10 protein-coding genes, 1 pseudogene and 1 CRISPR repeat array are annotated in these 17039 nt (G+C 48.8%); of the genes and pseudogenes, 6 read left to right on the top strand and 5 right to left on the bottom strand.

Annotation, left to right across the window (positions count from 1 at the left end; translation table 11 throughout):
• Nucleotides 1–171: 171 nt before the first annotated feature.
• Nucleotides 172–2928 carry a two-component sensor histidine kinase BarA gene (gene barA / locus ACJHYR_RS03145; protein WP_219112262.1) on the bottom strand — a complete coding sequence of 919 codons (2757 nt, stop codon included), beginning with the start codon at nt 2926–2928 and terminating at the stop codon, nt 172–174.
• Between the two features lie 56 nt (nt 2929–2984).
• On the opposite strand from barA, the gene rlmD reads away from it, so the two are divergent.
• The 5 genes from rlmD to eno all read left to right on the top strand — a co-directional run bounded on the left by rlmD (nt 2985) and on the right by eno (nt 10706).
• Nucleotides 2985–4286, top strand: a complete 1302-nt coding sequence (gene rlmD / locus ACJHYR_RS03140; RefSeq protein WP_000046778.1) for a 23S rRNA (uracil(1939)-C(5))-methyltransferase RlmD — start codon at nt 2985–2987, stop codon at nt 4284–4286.
• Nucleotides 4287–4333: 47 nt separating this feature from the next.
• Nucleotides 4334–6568, top strand: a complete 2235-nt coding sequence (gene relA, locus ACJHYR_RS03135) for a GTP diphosphokinase (RefSeq protein ID WP_000226815.1) — start codon at nt 4334–4336, stop codon at nt 6566–6568.
• Nucleotides 6569–6663: 95 nt separating this feature from the next.
• Nucleotides 6664–7455 carry a nucleoside triphosphate pyrophosphohydrolase gene (mazG, locus tag ACJHYR_RS03130; protein ID WP_059327670.1) on the top strand — a complete coding sequence of 264 codons (792 nt, stop codon included), beginning with the start codon at nt 6664–6666 and terminating at the stop codon, nt 7453–7455.
• A gap of 227 nt (nt 7456–7682) precedes the next feature.
• Nucleotides 7683–9320: a glutamine hydrolyzing CTP synthase gene (gene pyrG / locus ACJHYR_RS03125; protein WP_000210878.1), complete on the top strand. Its 1638-nt coding sequence runs from the start codon at nt 7683–7685 to the stop codon at nt 9318–9320.
• A gap of 87 nt (nt 9321–9407) precedes the next feature.
• On the top strand, nt 9408–10706 hold the full coding sequence (eno, locus tag ACJHYR_RS03120; protein WP_000036723.1) for a phosphopyruvate hydratase: 1299 nt from the start codon (nt 9408–9410) through the stop codon (nt 10704–10706).
• Nucleotides 10707–10765: 59 nt separating this feature from the next.
• On the opposite strand, the gene ACJHYR_RS03115 is transcribed toward eno, so the two are convergent.
• Together ACJHYR_RS03115 and ACJHYR_RS03110 are read right to left on the bottom strand one after the other, a co-directional pair.
• Nucleotides 10766–11638 carry a TPM domain-containing protein gene (locus tag ACJHYR_RS03115; protein WP_001578882.1) on the bottom strand — a complete coding sequence of 291 codons (873 nt, stop codon included), beginning with the start codon at nt 11636–11638 and terminating at the stop codon, nt 10766–10768.
• Nucleotides 11639–11651: 13 nt separating this feature from the next.
• Nucleotides 11652–11793, bottom strand: a pseudogene (locus ACJHYR_RS03110) (hypothetical protein).
• Between the two features lie 138 nt (nt 11794–11931).
• Between ACJHYR_RS03110 and queE the strand changes: the two are divergent.
• Nucleotides 11932–12603 (top strand): 7-carboxy-7-deazaguanine synthase QueE, encoded by a 672-nt coding sequence (gene queE / locus ACJHYR_RS03105; RefSeq protein WP_001199974.1) that lies wholly within the window; start codon nt 11932–11934, stop codon nt 12601–12603.
• A 338-nt stretch (nt 12604–12941) separates the two neighbouring features.
• A CRISPR array of direct repeats spans nt 12942–13336; the repeat unit is 29 nt; unit sequence GAGTTCCCCGCGCCAGCGGGGATAAACCG.
• 636 nt (nt 13337–13972) lie between these two features.
• Here queE and ACJHYR_RS03100 read toward each other — a convergent pair.
• Both ACJHYR_RS03100 and ACJHYR_RS03095 read right to left on the bottom strand, forming a co-directional pair.
• Nucleotides 13973–15451, bottom strand: coding sequence for an FGGY-family carbohydrate kinase (locus ACJHYR_RS03100; protein ID WP_000039725.1), 1479 nt, complete (start codon nt 15449–15451; stop codon nt 13973–13975).
• A 26-nt stretch (nt 15452–15477) separates the two neighbouring features.
• The gene (locus tag ACJHYR_RS03095) at nt 15478–16755 is read right to left on the bottom strand and encodes an MFS transporter (protein WP_001164554.1); all 1278 of its coding nucleotides are present in this window, start codon (nt 16753–16755) and stop codon (nt 15478–15480) included.
• Nucleotides 16756–17039: the final 284 nt, after the last annotated feature.

The raw sequence follows: 17039 nt of genomic DNA, 5'->3' as shown, positions 1-17039 counted from the left end.
GGTTTTCCCCTCGCCCTTTCAAGGAGGGGACCGGGGTGAGGGTAATCATTCGCACTTGCGTTGGCCTGTTCCCCTCACCCTAACCCTCTCCCCGGAGGGGCGAGGGGACTGTCTGTGCTGCTCCCAGCATTGGCATTGGACGGAACCTATTTTGACTCGACAAGACGTCCGTTACCCGAGAATTTTGCTGGCTTCGCGCGCTACATTATCCATCTCGTCTAACAGTTCCAGCAGCTCCGGCTCCAAATCTTCTTCTTTAGTACCGCTACGTAGCTGTTGTTCGATCAGCTGGCAGAGATTCTTCATACGCGGCACACCGCTATAGCCGCAACTGCCATGCAGTTTATGAATCAAATCAACCAGGCCTTCCGGGTTTTCTCCAACCAGCTGTTCCTCAACTTTGTTGCGAACTTCAGGCAGGAAATCGAGTAACATTTGCAGCATATCGCGCGCTAAATCGGTTTTTCCTGCTGCCTGGCGTAGTGCCAGTTGCCAGTCGAGGGTCGCATTCGGGTTCACCACAATTTCGTTGACTTCGGGCGTCACGACGCGAGAGGAAATACCGCTGCCAGGCTTGTAGCGCAACAACAAATTATGCAATCGCTCTTCTTCAATCGGTTTCGCCAGATAATCGCTCATCCCTGCGCCAAGCAGCTTCTCTTTTTGCCCGGCCATTGCATGCGCCGTTACCGCGATAACTGGCGTTTGTTGCTGATGGGGGAGCTGGTGGATGAGTTCGCAGGCCCGAATGCCATCCATGTCCGGCATTTGAATATCCATTAAGATCAAATCGAACGGCATCTGTTTCGCCCGTTCAACCGCCTGATGCCCGCTATCGCAAAGTTCCACATGTTGCACCATATCTTCCAGCAATGCGCCGATAAGTTTCAGGTTAGCGGGGTTGTCATCAACCGCCATGACTGTCATTGCCAGCTTACTTTCATCGGTTACAGGCAAAAGCGTGTTTTGTTTGTGATGACAAAATTCCGTCAGGGCAGGTAACAGGCGCGTAGGTGTTAATGGTTTCAGCAGACACGCGCCGATACCATCTTGCTTAAGTTTTTCAGCATTGACTTGTGCATGGCAAGGAAGTGCCAGCATGAGAAAATCGGTCATCGATACTGCTTTCGCTAATCGCTCATGTTGCATTGTTAGCGGCTCGCGGAAGGTCACCGCGATGCCTAACAACATCATGTCGTAATGCGCGGGAGGCAGCGCGGAGAACGTTGGGCTATAAACCACTTCCAGCGGCGTTTCACTTAAAATATCCAGCGTGCATTGCGCTGCTGCGGAGTTTGGTTCGACATAGGCCAGGCGCTTGCCGGCTAGGCACTGGGTGGATGGCCCTTCGATAATAATGTTCGGGTTCAGATCGAGATTAATGTGGAACCAGAAAGTTGAACCGCGATTCGGCTGGCTATGGAACGAAATATCGCCGCCCATTTCATTAACCAGTTTTTGTGTAATCACCAGCCCCAGCCCGGTACCACCATGACGGCGGGAAATACTGGCATCAGCCTGTCGGAAGGCCTGGAATAAGCGCGATTGATTGCGTTCAGGAATACCAATGCCGGTATCCCGAATCTGCACTTCAATCTGCACTTTGGTATTACTCAGCGCACGTTTTTCTACCAGAATATCAATGTTGCCATTCTCGGTGAATTTAATTGCATTCCCCACCAGGTTAGTGATGATTTGCTGTAATCGTAGAGGGTCGCCGATAACGTTATCAGGCACGTCGCTTTTAATATTGAGCGTCAGTTCCAGCCCTTTATCGTGAGAAGAATGTGCCAGCAGGGTAACGACTTCATCCAGCGTGCTGCGTAGTGGGAATGGAATACTTTCCAGAATCAGCTTACCTGCTTCCAGTTTCGAGAAGTCGAGAACATCATTAATAATTGCCAGCAAATTATTTGCCGAACGTTCAATCGTATTCAGGTGATCGCGCTGCGTTGGTGTTAATTCTGTTTTCAGCGTCAGGCGGGTAAAGCCAATAACACCATTCAGTGGTGTACGCAGCTCGTGTGACATATTTGCCAGAAACTCGGATTTAATACGCGCCGCTTCCTGGGCGCGCTTTTTCGCCAGATCCAACTCAACGTTCTGAATTTCCATCTGCTCCAGCGTTTCACGCAGATCGGACGTCGCCTGGTCGATATTGTGCTGCATCTCTTCGTGATAAGCAGCCAGCGACATTGCCATCGAGTTGATACCGTTTTTCAGCATATCCAGCTCGCCGAGCATAAATCCTTCCACCCGGCTGTCGAGTTGCCCGCGACGGATGCGGTCGACGGTATTCACCATATTGCGAATCGGACCGGTTACATCGCGCATTAAGCGCCAGCCAAAAATAAGCGCAATACCGATACAAAACAGCATCATCACGCTGGAAATAAAAATCTCTTTATATTGCTGCAAGCGAACCGATTTAAGATCCAGCTCAAGCGCAATATATCCCAACATATTTTGACTATTTTTGGCATCGCTACTGGGCGATTCGTCGGGGGAGTAACTCTCAGAAATAATCGGCGTGCGGAGGATCATAATATCGCCGTCACGAGTGACAGTGAGCTGGCGAGGAAACGGCACGTTGCTGCCGAGCTGCATTGATGAGGGATCAAGATGAAAATTGGAGGTGACAAAGAGTCGGTTATTTTCATCATAAACCGAAATCGCGCGAACAATATCGGAATGGCGACGATGCAGTACGCTTATTAACTGACCGATAGATTCGCGATTTTGCAGGCTCATGCCATATTCAGTAGAAACTGCAAGCGGCTCAATAATGCTGGCTCCGGCATCTTCCAGTTGACGCTGCAAGTCGTTATAGCGATGCACAACGAAAAAGATACTCAGCAATAAACCAATAAGGACGGTCGGTGCCAGGATCAGAATCATCATGCGTGCGCGCAGGCTGTAGTTGGTCATGGAGTTCCGTTATGGGACAATTAAGGTCACACTGTTAAATTGAGAAAGTCTCGCCAATGGCGCAATTCTACTCTGCAAAACGACGCACGACGACGCGTCAGATCATAACTGTTTCAGTCAACGACCTCGACTCTTTTGGTCAGGGCGTGGCACGACATAACGGCAAAGCGTTATTTATTCCTGGATTACTGCCACAGGAAAACGCGGAAGTTACTGTTACTGAAGATAAAAAACAGTACGCCCGCGCTAAAGTCGTGCGCCGGTTAAGCGATAGCCCGGAACGCGAAACGCCACTCTGCCCTCATTTTGGCGTATGCGGTGGCTGTCAGCAACAACACGCCAGCGTGGATTTACAGCAGCGAAGCAAAAGTGCGGCACTCGCCCGATTAATGAAACACGAAGTCTCTGAAGTGATCGCCGATGTTCCCTGGGGCTATCGCCGTCGCGCGCGTTTAAGTTTGAACTACTTACCGAAAACACAGCAACTTCAGATGGGCTTTCGCAAAGCGGGCTCCAGTGACATTGTCGACGTTAAACAATGCCCCATTTTAGTGCCCCAACTTGAAGCATTACTGCCCAAAGTCAGGGCATGCCTGGGCAGCTTACAAGCTATGCGCCATCTTGGTCATGTTGAACTGGTACAGGCAACCAGCGGCACGCTGATGATTTTGCGCCATACCGCACCGCTAAGTTCGGCTGATCGCGAAAAACTGGAACGCTTTTCGCATTCTGAAGGCCTGGATCTGTATCTCGCCCCCGATAGTGAGATACTCGAAACCGTCTCTGGTGAGATGCCCTGGTATGACTCAAACGGGTTGCGCTTAACTTTTAGCCCGCGCGATTTTATTCAGGTCAATGCGGGTGTGAACCAAAAAATGGTAGCGCGTGCGTTGGAATGGCTGGATGTACAACCTGAAGATCGCGTACTGGATCTGTTCTGCGGTATGGGCAATTTTACACTGCCATTGGCGACACAAGCTGCCAGTGTGGTGGGTGTAGAAGGTGTTCCGGCGCTGGTGGAAAAAGGCCAGCAGAATGCGCGTCTTAATGACTTACACAATGTGACGTTTTATCACGAAAATCTTGAAGAAGATGTCACAAAGCAGCCGTGGGCGAAAAACGGCTTCGATAAAGTGTTGCTGGACCCCGCGCGAGCAGGTGCCGCAGGTGTTATGCAGCAAATTATAAAACTGGAACCTATTCGTATAGTTTATGTATCCTGTAACCCTGCAACGCTGGCTCGGGATAGCGAAGCGTTATTAAAAGCAGGATATACCATTGCGCGACTGGCGATGCTGGATATGTTCCCACACACGGGACATCTGGAATCGATGGTACTTTTCTCGCGCGTTAAATAGTTACGATTTGCCGATTTCGGCAGGTCTGGTCCCTAAAGGAGAGGACGATGGTTGCGGTAAGAAGTGCACATATCAATAAGGCTGGTGAATTTGATCCGGAAAAATGGATCGCAAGTCTGGGTATTACCAGCCAGAAGTCGTGTGAGTGCTTAGCCGAAACCTGGGCGTATTGTCTGCAACAGACGCAGGGGCATCCGGATGCCAGTCTGTTATTGTGGCGTGGTGTTGAGATGGTGGAGATCCTCTCGACATTAAGTATGGACATTGACACGCTGCGGGCGGCGCTGCTGTTCCCTCTGGCGGATGCCAACGTAGTCAGCGAAGATGTGCTGCGTGAGAGCGTCGGTAAGTCGGTCGTTAACCTTATTCACGGCGTGCGTGATATGGCGGCGATCCGCCAGCTGAAAGCGACGCATACCGATTCTGTTTCCTCCGAACAGGTCGATAACGTTCGCCGGATGTTATTGGCGATGGTCGATGATTTCCGCTGCGTGGTCATCAAACTGGCAGAGCGTATTGCTCATCTGCGCGAAGTAAAAGACGCGCCGGAAGATGAACGCGTACTGGCGGCAAAAGAGTGCACCAATATCTACGCGCCGTTGGCGAACCGTCTTGGGATTGGACAACTGAAATGGGAGCTGGAAGATTACTGCTTCCGTTATCTCCACCCGACCGAATACAAACGCATCGCAAAACTGCTGCATGAACGCCGTCTCGACCGCGAACACTATATCGAAGAGTTTGTCGGCCATCTGCGCGCTGAGATGAAAGCTGAAGGCGTTAAAGCTGAAGTGTATGGTCGACCGAAACACATCTACAGCATCTGGCGCAAAATGCAGAAAAAGAACCTCGCCTTCGATGAGCTGTTTGATGTGCGTGCGGTACGTATTGTCGCCGAGCGTTTACAGGATTGTTATGCCGCACTGGGGATAGTGCACACTCACTATCGCCACCTGCCGGATGAGTTTGACGATTACGTCGCTAACCCGAAACCAAACGGTTATCAGTCTATTCATACCGTGGTTCTGGGGCCGGGTGGCAAAACCGTTGAGATCCAAATCCGCACCAAACAGATGCATGAAGATGCAGAGTTGGGTGTTGCTGCGCACTGGAAATATAAAGAGGGCGCGGCTGCTGGCGGCGCACGTTCGGGACATGAAGACCGGATTGCCTGGCTGCGTAAACTGATTGCGTGGCAGGAAGAGATGGCTGATTCCGGCGAAATGCTCGACGAAGTACGCAGCCAGGTCTTTGACGACCGGGTGTATGTCTTTACGCCGAAAGGTGATGTTGTTGATTTGCCTGCGGGATCAACGCCGCTGGACTTCGCTTACCACATCCACAGTGATGTCGGACACCGCTGCATCGGGGCAAAAATAGGCGGGCGCATTGTGCCGTTCACCTACCAGCTGCAGATGGGCGACCAGATTGAAATTATCACCCAGAAACAGCCGAACCCCAGCCGTGACTGGTTAAACCCAAACCTCGGTTACGTCACAACCAGCCGTGGGCGTTCGAAAATTCACGCTTGGTTCCGTAAACAGGACCGTGACAAAAACATTCTGGCTGGGCGGCAAATCCTTGACGACGAGCTGGAACATCTGGGGATCAGCCTGAAAGAAGCAGAAAAACATCTGCTGCCGCGTTACAACTTCAATGATGTCGACGAGTTGCTGGCGGCAATTGGTGGCGGGGATATCCGTCTCAATCAGATGGTGAACTTCCTGCAATCGCAATTTAATAAGCCGAGTGCCGAAGAGCAGGATGCCGCCGCGCTGAAGCAACTTCAGCAAAAAAGCTATACGCCGCAAAACCGCAGTAAAGATAACGGTCGTGTGGTGGTTGAAGGTGTCGGTAACCTGATGCACCACATCGCGCGCTGCTGCCAGCCGATTCCTGGAGATGAGATTGTCGGCTTCATTACCCAGGGACGCGGTATTTCAGTACACCGCGCCGATTGCGAACAACTGGCGGAACTGCGCTCCCATGCGCCAGAACGCATTGTTGACGCGGTATGGGGTGAGAGCTACTCCGCCGGATATTCGCTGGTGGTCCGCGTGGTGGCTAATGATCGTAGTGGGTTGTTACGTGATATCACGACCATTCTCGCCAATGAGAAAGTGAACGTGCTTGGCGTTGCCAGCCGTAGCGATACCAAACAGCAACTGGCGACCATCGACATGACCATTGAGATTTACAACCTGCAAGTGCTGGGGCGCGTGCTGGGTAAACTCAACCAGGTGCCGGATGTTATCGACGCGCGTCGGTTGCACGGGAGTTAGTCTTACATAGCTGGATATGGCGTCAGCCGTATCCAGCGATATCTTTTACTCGAAGGTATTACACCTGACAGACCCGCAATTTTCAGGACAATTCAATGAATCAAATCGACCGTTTGCTCACTATTATGCAGCGCCTGCGCGACCCGGAAAACGGCTGCCCGTGGGATAAAGAGCAGACATTTGCCACCATTGCGCCTTACACCCTTGAAGAAACCTACGAAGTGCTGGACGCCATCGCCCGTGAAGATTTTGACGATCTTCGCGGTGAACTGGGCGATCTGCTATTCCAGGTGGTGTTTTACGCGCAAATGGCTCAGGAAGAAGGGCGCTTTGACTTTAATGATATTTGCGCTGCTATTAGCGATAAATTAGAGCGTCGCCATCCGCATGTTTTTGCTGACAGTTCTGCCGAAAACAGTAGTGAAGTGCTTACCCGTTGGGAGCAAATCAAAACCGAAGAGCGCGCGCAGAAAGCGCAGCATTCAGCGCTGGACGATATTCCTCGTAGTTTACCGGCTTTAATGCGTGCGCAAAAAATCCAGAAACGTTGCGCCAACGTTGGTTTCGACTGGACGACGCTTGGTCCGGTAGTCGATAAAGTCTACGAAGAGATCGACGAGGTGATGTACGAGGCGCGGCAGGCTGTTATCGACCAGGCTAAACTGGAGGAGGAAATGGGTGACCTGCTGTTTGCCACGGTCAACATGGCACGCCATTTAGGGACAAAAGCAGAGATTGTACTACAAAAAGCCAATGAAAAATTCGAGCGCCGTTTTCGCGAAGTGGAGCGTATTGTTGCCGCGCGTGGACTGGAAATGACAGGTGTTGACCTCGAAACAATGGAAGAAGTCTGGCAACAGGTAAAACGGCAGGAAATTGATCTCTAAGGGAATTACGTGGTCAAGCGCGATTTGTGTCATTTTTTAAATGACAAGCGCTTGATTTGCGTCAAAAACATTTACCCCAAAGGGGCTATTTTCTCACTCCTGATTTCAATAGTGCGCTGGCGAAGAGGAGGGATAATGAAAGTTTGTGGCACAGGTCATGTTCGGGTATACTGCTTTCCCGTCCTGGTTATTCCATCGTCTTTTCAACCTAACTTCTCAGGTTCAGCATGACAACGAACTATATTTTTGTGACCGGCGGGGTCGTATCCTCTCTGGGTAAAGGCATTGCCGCAGCCTCCCTCGCAGCCATTCTTGAAGCCCGTGGCCTCAATGTGACCATCATGAAACTGGATCCGTACATCAACGTCGATCCAGGTACTATGAGCCCAATCCAACACGGGGAAGTGTTCGTTACTGAAGACGGCGCTGAAACCGACCTGGACCTGGGGCACTACGAGCGTTTCATTCGTACCAAAATGAGCCGCCGCAACAACTTCACCACGGGGCGTATCTACTCTGACGTTCTGCGTAAAGAACGCCGCGGCGACTACCTCGGCGCAACCGTACAGGTTATTCCGCACATCACTAACGCTATCAAAGAGCGCGTGCTGGAAGGCGGCGAAGGTCATGACGTGGTACTGGTAGAAATCGGCGGTACAGTAGGTGATATCGAATCCCTGCCGTTCCTCGAAGCGATTCGCCAGATGGCTGTTGAAATTGGCCGTGAGCACACTCTGTTTATGCACCTGACGCTGGTGCCGTATATGGCAGCGTCTGGTGAAGTCAAAACCAAACCGACTCAGCACTCTGTAAAAGAGCTGCTCTCCATCGGTATCCAGCCTGACATCCTGATTTGTCGTTCAGATCGCGCTGTTCCGGCGAACGAACGTGCGAAGATTGCATTGTTCTGTAATGTTCCGGAAAAAGCGGTTATTTCTCTGAAAGACGTCGATTCCATCTATAAAATTCCGGGCCTGTTGAAATCGCAGGGGCTGGACGATTATATTTGTAAACGATTCAGCTTAAACTGCCCGGAAGCGAATCTGTCTGAATGGGAACAGGTTATCTTCGAAGAAGCGAATCCGGTAAGTGAAGTCACCATTGGTATGGTCGGCAAGTACATTGAACTGCCGGACGCTTACAAATCCGTGATCGAAGCACTGAAACACGGTGGGCTGAAGAATCGTGTCAGCGTCAACATCAAACTGATCGATTCACAAGATGTTGAAACGCGCGGCGTTGAAATCCTTAAAGGTCTGGACGCAATCCTCGTACCTGGCGGTTTCGGCTATCGTGGCGTAGAAGGCATGATTACGACCGCGCGTTTTGCGCGTGAGAACAATATTCCGTATCTGGGCATTTGCCTGGGTATGCAGGTGGCGTTAATTGATTACGCTCGCCATGTTGCCAACATGGAGAACGCCAACTCTACGGAATTTGTGCCAGACTGTAAGTACCCGGTTGTGGCGCTGATTACCGAGTGGCGCGATGAAAACGGCAACGTTGAAGTTCGTAGCGAGAAGAGCGATCTCGGCGGTACCATGCGTCTCGGCGCACAGCAGTGCCAGTTGGTTGACGATAGCCTGGTTCGCCAGCTGTACAATGCGCCGACAATTGTTGAGCGTCATCGTCACCGTTACGAAGTCAACAACATGCTGTTGAAACAGATTGAAGATGCAGGTCTGCGCGTTGCGGGCCGTTCCGGGGATGATCAGTTGGTCGAGATCATCGAAGTTCCGAATCACCCGTGGTTCGTGGCTTGCCAGTTCCATCCGGAGTTTACTTCTACTCCACGTGATGGTCACCCGCTGTTTGCAGGCTTTGTGAAAGCCGCCAGCGAGTTCCAGAAACGTCAGGCGAAGTAAGTAAAAAAGTTAGAACGGCAACGCGTACCCTGGGTACGCGTTGTTTGTCTGGAGTTTCAGTTTAACTAGTGACTTGAGGAAAACCTAATGTCCAAAATCGTAAAAATCATCGGTCGTGAAATCATCGACTCCCGTGGTAACCCGACTGTTGAAGCCGAAGTACATCTGGAGGGTGGTTTCGTCGGTATGGCAGCTGCTCCGTCAGGTGCTTCTACTGGTTCCCGTGAAGCTCTGGAACTGCGCGATGGCGACAAATCCCGTTTCCTGGGTAAAGGCGTAACCAAAGCTGTTGCTGCGGTAAACGGCCCGATCGCTCAGGCACTGATTGGCAAAGATGCCAAAGATCAGGCTGGCATTGACAAGATCATGATCGACCTGGACGGCACCGAAAACAAATCCAAATTCGGCGCGAACGCAATCCTGGCTGTATCTCTGGCTAACGCCAAAGCTGCTGCTGCCGCTAAAGGCATGCCGCTGTACGAGCACATCGCTGAACTGAACGGTACTCCGGGCAAATACTCCATGCCGGTTCCGATGATGAACATCATCAACGGTGGTGAGCACGCTGACAACAACGTTGATATCCAGGAATTCATGATTCAGCCGGTTGGCGCGAAAACTGTGAAAGAAGCCATCCGCATGGGTTCTGAAGTTTTCCATCACCTGGCAAAAGTTCTGAAAGCGAAAGGCATGAACACTGCTGTTGGTGACGAAGGTGGCTATGCGCCGAACCTGGGTTCCAACGCTGAAGCTCTGGCTGTTATCGCTGAAGCTGTTAAAGCTGCTGGTTATGAACTGGGCAAAGACATCACTCTGGCGATGGACTGCGCAGCTTCTGAATTCTACAAAGACGGTAAATACGTTCTGGCTGGCGAAGGCAACAAAGCTTTCACCTCTGAAGAATTCACTCACTTCCTGGAAGAACTGACCAAACAGTATCCGATCGTATCCATCGAAGACGGTCTGGACGAATCTGACTGGGACGGTTTCGCATACCAGACCAAAGTTCTGGGCGACAAAATCCAGCTGGTTGGTGACGACCTGTTCGTAACCAACACCAAGATCCTGAAAGAAGGTATCGAAAAAGGTATCGCTAACTCCATCCTGATCAAATTCAACCAGATCGGTTCTCTGACCGAAACTCTGGCTGCAATCAAGATGGCGAAAGACGCTGGCTACACTGCAGTAATCTCTCACCGTTCTGGCGAAACTGAAGATGCTACCATCGCTGACCTGGCTGTTGGTACTGCTGCAGGCCAGATCAAAACTGGTTCTATGAGCCGTTCTGACCGTGTTGCTAAATACAACCAGCTGATTCGTATCGAAGAAGCTCTGGGCGAAAAAGCACCGTACAACGGTCGTAAAGAGATCAAAGGCCAGGCATAAGTCTGACTTTATCTGATTTAAAAATGCCAGCCTTCGGGCTGGCATTTTTTATGGTTGAGTTACCAGCGACCGGACGCGCCGCCACCGCCAGAAGAACCGCCCCCGCCGCTAAATCCGCCGCCACTTGAGCCGCCACCGGAACCGCTGTTGTCTGAATGATAACTTCTACCAGATGCTTTTTTCTGAAGTACACATAAACAGGTAAAGACCATAATGGTGGTGAAAGTAAAAAAGAAGAAAAATACAGCAATGGAAAAAGTTTTATCGGAGAACAGGAATAAATCTAAAAGATAGATTGCTGAAATACAGACACTGCTTTTACATGCGCGACAAAAATTACTGCCTTGATGAAAAAACCAGAAAGGGAAGAACATCACTGCAAATACCCAAAAAATAGCAAAGTAATAATGATCACTGGAAGACGCTGATTCAATTTCTGAAGGATTAGCCGGATATTGGTGTTGTGAAGTGAGTTGGTTATTCAAAGCGTTTATAGCTAGCTCTAATCCCTGAGCTAATTTTTGTTGTTTAAATGCGGGTATCATGTTGCTACGGATGATATCTCCAGCCAGAGCATCGGTTACCTTTTCTTCCAGCCCATAACCTACCTGGATGCGGACAGTACGATCCGACCAGGCAACAATGATCAGTATCCCATCATTACGTTTGGCATCTCCTAAACGCCAATTGTCAAAAACCCGTGTAGCATATTTTTCAATTGTCTCGTCTTTGGTTGTGGGAACAATTAATACAGCAATTTGCACTTGGGTATTATTGAAAATAGATTCTAACTTGTACGTCAGTTCTTTCTTTTCTTGTGAGTTTAAGCTACTCGTAAGATCCGTAACTTGTTGCTGTAATGATGGGACAATAGTTGGTTGGGCTGCAACAAAGGAACACACGAATGTGAATATTAGTATGAAATAGCGCATTATAAATGTCCCATTAAAGCTGGATAAATAAATTGACGGCGGCATCGGTAATTTGAGATTCGTTATAATTAAAAACGAACACAGAAAAAATAAGTATAATTTTGGTGAATGTTTTTGACATGATTAAATCCCTTTACTTTATTTATTTCTGACATAATACGTTACTCCCTTTTATTATTAACGATCTGTTTCTCATTTTTCTTTAAACCTGCCTGTAACAGAATGTTAATAAGACATGATTGTTGTGGCAGGATCTGCAATAATTAACAATTATCCACTTCACAGAGAATGCTATGCAGTACCCGATTAACGAGATGTTCCAGACCCTGCAAGGTGAGGGTTACTTTACCGGCGTCCCCGCCATTTTTATTCGTTTACAGGGATGCCCGGTTGGCTGTGCCTGGTGCGACACCAAACACACCTGGGAAAAGCTTGAGGATCGGGAAGTCTCCCTTTTCAGCATTCTGGCGAAGACCAAAGAGAGTGATAAGTGGGGGGCGGCGAGCAGTGAAGACTTGCTGGCTGTCATTGGTCGCCAGGGATACACCGCGCGGCATGTGGTGATTACGGGTGGTGAGCCTTGCATTCATGATTTGCTACCACTGACTGACCTGCTCGAAAAGAACGGTTTTAGCTGCCAGATCGAAACCAGTGGTACTCATGAAGTACGCTGCACACCGAATACCTGGGTTACCGTATCGCCAAAGCTGAACATGCGCGGCGGCTATGAAGTGTTGTCACAGGCACTGGAGCGAGCCAACGAAATCAAGCATCCAGTGGGACGCGTGCGTGATATTGAAGCACTGGATGAACTACTGGCAACACTGACCGATGATAAACCGCGAGTCATTGCGCTGCAGCCGATTAGCCAAAAGGAAGATGCTACTCGTTTATGTATCGATACGTGCATTGCGCGCAACTGGCGTTTGTCGATGCAAACACATAAATATTTAAATATTGCCTGATTAAACATTTATAAGCGTTATAAATGGGTGGAACCTGTAAAGACTTCTACTCATTTATATTCTTTGTCGCCTCTAAAAAACCTCCATTTTGCCCATCCTGGACTAATCATTATCATTTTCTACAAATTCTGTGGCGTTAATTTTTCGTTGGAGTGAAAATTATTACGTCGGAGTTTGGTGGATTTTAGCCGGTATAGAATTACTTTAAATATTTGGCTTTTCAATCAATGAATTAAGTGCTCTTTAACATAATGGATGTGTTGTTTGTGTGTTTCTGTTAAGTTGGTAGATTGTGACTGACTTAAAAAATCAATAATTAATAATAGGTTATGTTTAGTGAGTTCCCCGCGCCAGCGGGGATAAACCGTGATCAACATGCAGCGCGAACGGCTGCCCCTCGAGTTCCCCGCGCCAGCGGGGATAAACCGTGCAGGCGGGGAAAAAACGCCGTTTTGTGGCTGAGTTCCCCGCGCCAGCGGGGATAAACCGGCATTGCTGTCTCAAATAATTAATCCGGGGAAGAGTTCCCCGCGCCAGCGGGGATAAACCGGTCATATCAATGTCTTCACCAACAAGCTTATAGAGTTCCCCGCGCCAGCGGGGATAAACCGCGTTTAGCTCCGCAATGCTGGATATCACTGATGAGTTCCCCGCGTCAGCGGGGATAAACCGTATGGGAAACAGTAGCAACTGGCACACTGGCGGAGTTCCCCGCGCCAGCGGGGATAAACCACCATATAACCCGTTATCTCTTTCTCAAGATTTTATATTAGCAGTACTCGTATTAAGCAACATATCCACGTAACACCTCATGTTCAAAATAGTTCCCCATGCCAGATAAGTTCACAATTATCGATACAAAAATCAAATTTAATCAAAGTGTTATTTGTATAATCCTTAAACCGTTAAGAAATTTTAATATATTATTTTTTTAATATTAATTAATGCCTGTTAATTTTTTCTTTAGAATAACAGTGTATTTTTTAAGCTTGTTATTCATTGATTAAGTAATAAATCTGGAAGTTTGTCTTTGTTTTGAGGCTAATGAGTGGTTTTACATAACCGCCTCTATACGCTGTTGATGAATAGTTCTTATGAATAAAGATATCCAGTTCATACTTTAAATGAAAATTGATAAAGTACGGTTTGCGTTGTCTTTTATTCTAAGGACATCGAGTGTAGTTAATATTCCTTGTAACAACAGGGATAAACAGAACTAGTTAAAGTTTTTATTATGTTCCCTGCATCAGCGGGGATAAACCGGACTTGTTATCATTTTTTAAGTTGTCGAACTTATGTTCCCCACGTCAGCGGGGATAACCATTCAGGTATGTTCAGGCCGGGCAGTTTCCCGCCCGGCCTTCCTCACTTACGCATTCGACCAGCTCTGGATCGAATCCGCATTCCCCAATTCCCCATGCATCACTTCATACGATTTTTTCAGGATTACATCAGTATGTTTGGTTAACTCCTTGAAAATGCCTTTATTCATCGCGTCGTAGCGTTTGGCATTGTTCTCAACAGGCATAAAGATATCTTTCACGCGAACCATTTTGTCGACAGCCGTTGCGTAATCCGGGTATAGCCCCAGACCTACCGCCGTATTAATCGCTGCCCCCAGGCTTGCACAACCATTAATGGCGTTACGGCGTGCCGGAAGGTTGAACACGTCGGCAAAAATCTGCATAAACAGATCGCTGTTCGAACCGCCGCCAGTAATGATCACATGCTTTGCAAAGTGATTCATTTCATTACACATATTGTCGTAATTGTTCTTCAGCGTCAGCGCCACGCTTTCCAGTATCGAACGATATATCCATGCGTAATCCATGCTGGAATCAAAGCCGATCATAATCCCGCGTTTGTACGGTTCCCACGGATTGGTCAGCCAGTCCAGCACCGTCATCAGACCATTACAGCCAGGCGGCACACAAGACGCTTTCTTGTTGAGTAAATCTTCCGGTGAAAGATCCTGTGCTTTGGCATCCTGAATTAACGACTCGCCTAACATGTCGCGCAGCCAGCTCACTGTCCACATGCCTTTGCGGATACCGTAACCTTCATACAGCAATGTTTGCGGAATAGAAGACATAATTGGCCAGTACGCCACCGGATCTTTCGGCAGTGCTTTGCCGTTCATCATCAATGCGATGTAAGTGCCAAGAGAAATTACCGCAGTTTCATTATCCAGTAATCCGGCCCCCAGAGCTTCTACCGGTTTATCACTGGTGGTACAAACAACCGGCAGTCCTGCCGGGAAATGTGTCGCCAGTGCGGCTTGTGGTGTGATATGTCCGAGGACGGTGCCAGGCATTTGCACATCAAACAGCATATGACGGGGGATATTAAACTTCTCCATGACTGCGGCATCTTCACTCCATGCCCAGGTCTTATAATCCACCGGCCACTGACCAAAATAGTTGGCGATATTGTCTTTAAACTCGCCGGTTAAGCGATGCGTCAGATAACCTGAAAAAGAGGTGACATATGCCACGTCAGGATTCGTATGTTCGTAAGGGCGTGTAACGCGTGCATCCTGCCAGCTAATCAACGGCGCAGCTGGCGTGCCATCGGCTTTCAATAACGCACGGCAGCAACGGATGGAGCCCAGACCAATACCGACAATATCTTCTTTATTCCCGGCAAACTGACTCATCAAATCGTGACCGGCAAAACATAATGATGCCCATAAATCGTCGTCAGGATGTTCTGCGGTATCGGCATCTGGCGTGTGCATCGGCTGCAATAAGCCTTTGCCTTCGCAAACCACATTACCTTCCAGATCATACATCACCACTTTTGTGCTCTGACTTCCGCCATCAATCCCTATGATGTATTTTTTCGACATGATTTTTCTCCTGTAATTTTCTGGACTTACTTGCTGCTAGCCATAGCAGGGGCGCTATCAGCAGTACGAATTTTTTGGAACAGCAAAAAGGTAAAGACGATCACCATGGCAAGCGCCGCCATGCCCATCAGCCACATATTGCGGTAGGCTTCTGCAGCGGGCAGGGTGTCTTGCCAGTAGCCGATAATCGGGTAAACGAAGACATCCGGCAGGAATCCAATCACCGAACAAATACCTACCGTGGTGCCCATAATGTAAGACGGTGTTCTCGCTTCGCCAGGGCAGGCCCAGTACAGCCCGCGTGAGGCGTAACAGGTGAATCCCAGCAGTAAAATCAGGCCAATCCCCATCGCGACCGATTGCGGGTTAGAGTTCGTGACGAGCAGGGCAGTTAACGCCAGCAAGCCGAGTACGGAAAGGATTTGGATCACGCGGGTAGGGGATTTCACTTTGCTGTAGGTGGTGATAATGCCACCAAGTGGGCCGCACAGTGCGCGGAAGATTTTGTTGATCACAATCCCCATGTAGCTCGCCGCCACCAGCGACATGCCGTACATTTCGGTCAGATAGTTGGTGGAGTAACTCAGAATGGCGTAGATGGTGAAGACACCAAAAATCACCATGCTGCAATACCAGGTGGTGCTGATGCGCAAAACAGCCAGGATGTCGCTAAGCTGGAATGACTGTTTTTCTTCGTTATTGGTATTGCGCAGGTTGTTGTTATCGCTAACAAAAAACCAACACAAAATGCCCAGCAGAATGTAAACCACACTATAGATAATAATGACCGTTTTCAGGCTGGCGCTGTCATCCGGTGCAAAGCGAGAAAAGACCCACATGGTAAACACCGCCAGCGACATTACACCGACGCCGCGCAGCCCTTCCATCCAGCCCATAATTTTCCCTTGCTCGCTATGATCGCCCAGCAACGAGGCGGCTTTAATCGACACCGACCACAGCATTAAAATCGTCGTTATCGCAAAGGCGACCTGAATACAGAGCATTACCCACAGCGGTGGATATGTTGCCATTAACAGACCCAGTAATCCGGTAATGATCATCGCGGAAGTAATCATTTTGCGGTGTGAAAATTTATCGGCAATAACGCCGCTGGGGGCATAAAGAATAATAGCCGCAATACCAAAGGTACTCATTATTAAACCTATCTCGGTATTGCTGAATCCCATAAATTTCGCCATGGGAATTTGATAAATATAACGTAAATAAGCCAGGTCGAAACTAACGCCGCCGCTAAAACTAATTATCGCGAGGGTTATCCAACGGCGATATGAGTTGTGTTGCATATCGTATTCCCATTTGTAATAGACAAAAAAAAGAGAAAAGTAAGCCGCCCTTTCAGGTGGATTACTTTTCTCAGGTCTCTAGTAATTGCAATAAGAAATAACATGGAAAGCAGTGGTGTTGTGTGAGAGTAATCACGCTTCTGCTTTTTAAAATTATTTGACAATTCGAATATAACACTGTGATTACGATCACATTAGCGATTATGCCCTTATGATAAAAATTATCTCCAGTTACCAGAGATAATGAGAAAGGTAACTTCCCTCTCGCGGGGGAAGTTACCTTT

Source organism: Escherichia sp. WS1450 (assembly GCF_046487395.1).
Classification (GTDB): Bacteria; Pseudomonadota; Gammaproteobacteria; order Enterobacterales; family Enterobacteriaceae; genus Escherichia; species Escherichia coli.
This window is presented reverse-complemented; position numbering and strand designations above follow the sequence as displayed.

Excerpts from the sequence above, each read along its gene's own strand:
- barA (WP_219112262.1), bottom strand. The coding sequence starts at position 2,928 with ATGACCAACTACAGCCTGCGCGCACGCATGATGATTCTGATCCTGGCA.
- rlmD (WP_000046778.1), top strand. The coding sequence starts at position 2,985 with ATGGCGCAATTCTACTCTGCAAAACGACGCACGACGACGCGTCAGATC.
- relA (WP_000226815.1), top strand. The coding sequence starts at position 4,334 with ATGGTTGCGGTAAGAAGTGCACATATCAATAAGGCTGGTGAATTTGAT.
- mazG (WP_059327670.1), top strand. The coding sequence starts at position 6,664 with ATGAATCAAATCGACCGTTTGCTCACTATTATGCAGCGCCTGCGCGAC.
- pyrG (WP_000210878.1), top strand. The coding sequence starts at position 7,683 with ATGACAACGAACTATATTTTTGTGACCGGCGGGGTCGTATCCTCTCTG.
- eno (WP_000036723.1), top strand. The coding sequence starts at position 9,408 with ATGTCCAAAATCGTAAAAATCATCGGTCGTGAAATCATCGACTCCCGT.
- ACJHYR_RS03115 (WP_001578882.1), bottom strand. The coding sequence starts at position 11,638 with ATGCGCTATTTCATACTAATATTCACATTCGTGTGTTCCTTTGTTGCA.
- queE (WP_001199974.1), top strand. The coding sequence starts at position 11,932 with ATGCAGTACCCGATTAACGAGATGTTCCAGACCCTGCAAGGTGAGGGT.
- ACJHYR_RS03100 (WP_000039725.1), bottom strand. The coding sequence starts at position 15,451 with ATGTCGAAAAAATACATCATAGGGATTGATGGCGGAAGTCAGAGCACA.
- ACJHYR_RS03095 (WP_001164554.1), bottom strand. The coding sequence starts at position 16,755 with ATGCAACACAACTCATATCGCCGTTGGATAACCCTCGCGATAATTAGT.